Annotated in this window: 4 protein-coding genes; all 4 read right to left on the reverse strand. The window is 73.5% G+C overall.

What is annotated here, in order from left to right; all coding sequences use genetic code 11:
• On the reverse strand, positions 1 to 601 hold a 601-nt coding region (locus ACIY1X_RS25660; RefSeq protein ID WP_399686310.1), incomplete at its 3' end, for a tellurite resistance TerB family protein.
• 102 nt (positions 602 to 703) lie between these two features.
• Positions 704 to 1,114, reverse strand: coding sequence for a YgiW/YdeI family stress tolerance OB fold protein (locus tag ACIY1X_RS25665; protein WP_399686313.1), 411 nt, complete (start codon positions 1,112 to 1,114; stop codon positions 704 to 706).
• Between the two features lie 96 nt (positions 1,115 to 1,210).
• A complete protein-coding gene (locus ACIY1X_RS25670; RefSeq protein ID WP_399686316.1) occupies positions 1,211 to 2,602 on the reverse strand; it encodes an ATP-binding protein in 1,392 nt (463 codons plus the stop codon).
• Positions 2,599 to 3,192 (reverse strand): winged helix-turn-helix domain-containing protein (locus ACIY1X_RS25675; protein ID WP_399686318.1); only part of this gene is annotated, 594 nt, incomplete at its 5' end. The genes ACIY1X_RS25670 and ACIY1X_RS25675, both read right to left, overlap by 4 nt.

Here is a 3,192-nt window from a genome sequence, read left to right on the forward strand (position 1 = left end):
CCAGCCGCATCTGCAGCGGGATGATGGCCAGCGTGGACAGGTTCTCGGGCAGCAGCTCGATGGCGCCGTTGAGGATGGATGCATGGAGGATCTTGCGGTCCATCTCCGCGGCCGGGAGCGTGCCGGGGCGGCGCTGCGCCGCCGTGCCCGGCAGCGCGTCGACCGCGGCGGGGTGCGGCGCCGGCTGGTCCGCCGTGGGCGCTTCCGGCAGCGCAACGGCGGCAGCCTGCAGCGGCGCGGCCGCCAGCGCATCGGCCTGCTCGGCGAAGCCCGCCGGCGCCTGGCCCAGCGCCTCGCGCAGTCCGGCCAGGAAGGCCTGCTCCTGCGCGCTGGTGCGGCCGTCGGCCTCGCACACGCATACGGCCATCTCGTAGGCCAGCTGGCGCGCCTCGTCGCTGGCCAGCTTCGGCAGCACGTCGGCCAGTTGGACGCGGCGCATCAGCACGTCCTGGTACAGGCCGGGCAGGTTGACCTGCCGGTCCTGCGCCAGTCCCTGTGCCACCTCGCGGATCTGCTCGCGCTCGCGGTCGTGCTTGTCGCCGTCGGCATAGGCGGCCAGCAGGCAGATGGTGAGAACGGCGCGTGTTTCCTCTGTGTTCATCGGATGCCTCGTCGGATCGGGCGGCCGTTCATGCGGGCCGCCACTGCAGTCGCAAAGAAAAGAGGCAGGCCTTCCGGTCCGCCCCGGCGTTCATGTGCCCGGTCAGGGCAGCAGCGTCACCCGGTCCACCTCGAACTCGGTCTTGCGCAGCCCCTTGTCGAATTCGCCCAGCAGTTCCACGCGGTGCTCGGCGCTCACGGCCTGGCCGGGCGGGAAGTCCTCGTCGTCGATCTCCACGATGATGCGGCCGGTGGCGTCCTCGAAGGTGTAGCGCTCGTTCCCCTCGAACGAGACGATGCGGCCCTGCAGCCGGGCGGGCTGGTCGTCGCGGCCCGCGTCGAGCAGTTGCCGCACGGTCACCAGCGGCACGTTGACGGGCCCCGCATACGCGCCTTGGGCAGCGGCCTTGGGCGCGTTGCTGGGGCCGGTGTATCCCGCCGGCTGCGCGGAGGAGGCGGCGGCGGTCAGAGCCAGGACGGCGGCGACAGCCCATGTGGATGCAGTGTTGCGCATGATTCGATTCCTTTCTTTCTGTCGATGCAAGAAAAACCCCGCCGAGGCGGGACAACCCCATTGGGCGGCCCCAAGATGAAGGCAGTCTGATGTGCGTCAGTCCGGCGGGAAATCGAGCACCACGCTCAGCCCTCGGCCGTCCAGCCCGTCCTCGAACCGCAGGCTGGCGCCATGCAGCGCGGCGATGCGCGCGACGATGGACAGGCCCAGGCCATTGCCCGTCTGCCCGGTGCCCAGCACCCGGAAGAACCGCTCCCCGAGCCGCGCGCGCTGCGCGGTCGGCACGCCCGTGCCGTCGTCGCGCACGGCCAGGCGCGTGCCGCCCTGCGGCAGGCGCGCGGACTCGATGCGCACCCGCCCGCCTTCGCGGCCGTAGCGCACGGCGTTGTCGACCAGGTTGCGCAGCGCGCTGGCCAGCAGTGCGGGCGCGGCGCGCAGCCGCGGCACGACCAGGTCCCGCTCCACCTGCACGCCCGGTGCCTGTGCCTGGAGGTCCAGGCCGTCGAGCAGTGCCTCGAGGTCCACCGCCTCGCGTGCCAGGGGCTCGACCTGAGGCTCCAGCCGGGCCAGCGCCAGCAGGCCTTCCACCAGCGCGGTGCAGCGGTCCAGGTCGGCGCGCAGTTGCCGCAGATGGGTGTCCGGCAGCTTCAGCTCGCGCTCGATGAGCTGCACGCGCATGCGCAGCGCGGCCAATGGCGTGCGCAGCTCGTGCGCGGCATCGGCCGTAAAGCGGCGCTCGCCGTCCAGCGCCGCGGCCAGGCGCGCCAGCAGCGCGTTGAGTGCAGCCAGGATCGGCTGCAGTTCGCGCGGCGGATCGGGCGCCTGCACGGGCGTCAGGTCGTGCGGCGACTTGGCGTCGATGCGCAGGGCCGTGTCCTCCAGCGGCCGCAGCAGGCGCCGGATCAGCAGCCAGCTGAGCAGGCCGAGCAGCGCCAGCAGCGCCAGCGCGGGCCAGGCCAGGTTCTCGGCCATTTCCTCCAGCAGCTCCAGGCGCTCTTCCATCGGCTGCGCCACCTGGGCGGTGACGCCGCCGGGCCCGGGGCGCACATGCACGCGCCAAAACTCGCCCTCCACCCGGACCGTGGCCGTCTCCTCATGCTGCGCACGAGGCCGGAAGGCCGTTGCCGGGGTGTCCTCGCCGCGCAGGAGCACGCGGCCGTCGGGTGCCACGAGCTGGTAGTACATGCGCAGCCTCAGCGCGTCGCCGCGGCCCGGGCGCAGCCCCGGGAAGGCGCCGGCGGCGGCCTCGCCCTGGGGCGCCAGCTGCAGCACCAGGCGCGAACCCTCTTCCAGCGCGTCGTCGAAGACGTCGCTGGTCGCGAACCAGGCCACGCCGACGACGATGGCGAGGCTCGTCAGCCACAGGCCGACGCTGGTCCCCATCACGGCCAGCAGCAGGCGCCGGCGCAGCGACCAGCCGCGGCGCGGGGAGGTGGCCTCCGCCGTGTCGGGCCGGTGCCCGGCCGCCGGCCATCGGAAGCGCTTCATGCGGGCGCCAGCCGGTAGCCCTGGTTGCGCACCGTCACGATGAAGCCGCTGCCCAGCTTCCTGCGCAGGTTGTAGACGTGCACCTCGATGGCGTTGCTCTCCACCTCCGCGCCCCAGCCGTACAGGGCTTCCTCCAGTTGGGCGCGGCTCAGGATGTGGGCGGGACGGCGCATCAGCGCCTGCAGCACGGCGAATTCGCGCGCGGTGAGCGTGAGCGGCGCGCCGTCCAGGGTCACGCGCTTGGCGGCCGGGTCGAGCGCCACCGCGCCGTGGCGCAGCTCGGGGGCGCCCTGCACCGCGCCCCGGCGCAGGGCGGCGCGCACCCGGGCCGACAGCTCTTCCAGGTCGAAGGGCTTGACCAGGTAGTCGTCCGCGCCCAGGTCCAGCCCCTGCACGCGGTCGGCCAGCGTGTCGCGCGCCGTGATCACGATCACCGGCGGCTGCGCCCGCGCAGCGCCCTCGGCACGCAGGGCCTTCAGGACGGCATCGCCGTCGAGGCCGGGCAGGCCCCGGTCCAGCAGCACGCACTGGTATTCGTGCGTGGCCAGCGCCGCGGCGGCCTGGTCGCCGCGCTGCAGCCAGTCCACCGC

Origin of the sequence: Xenophilus sp. (genome assembly GCF_044462705.1) — a bacterium.
GTDB classification, from domain to species: Bacteria; Pseudomonadota; Gammaproteobacteria; order Burkholderiales; family Burkholderiaceae_C; genus Xenophilus; species Xenophilus azovorans.

Excerpts from the sequence above, each read along its gene's own strand:
- ACIY1X_RS25665 (WP_399686313.1), bottom strand. The coding sequence starts at position 1,114 with ATGCGCAACACTGCATCCACATGGGCTGTCGCCGCCGTCCTGGCTCTG.
- ACIY1X_RS25670 (WP_399686316.1), bottom strand. The coding sequence starts at position 2,602 with ATGAAGCGCTTCCGATGGCCGGCGGCCGGGCACCGGCCCGACACGGCG.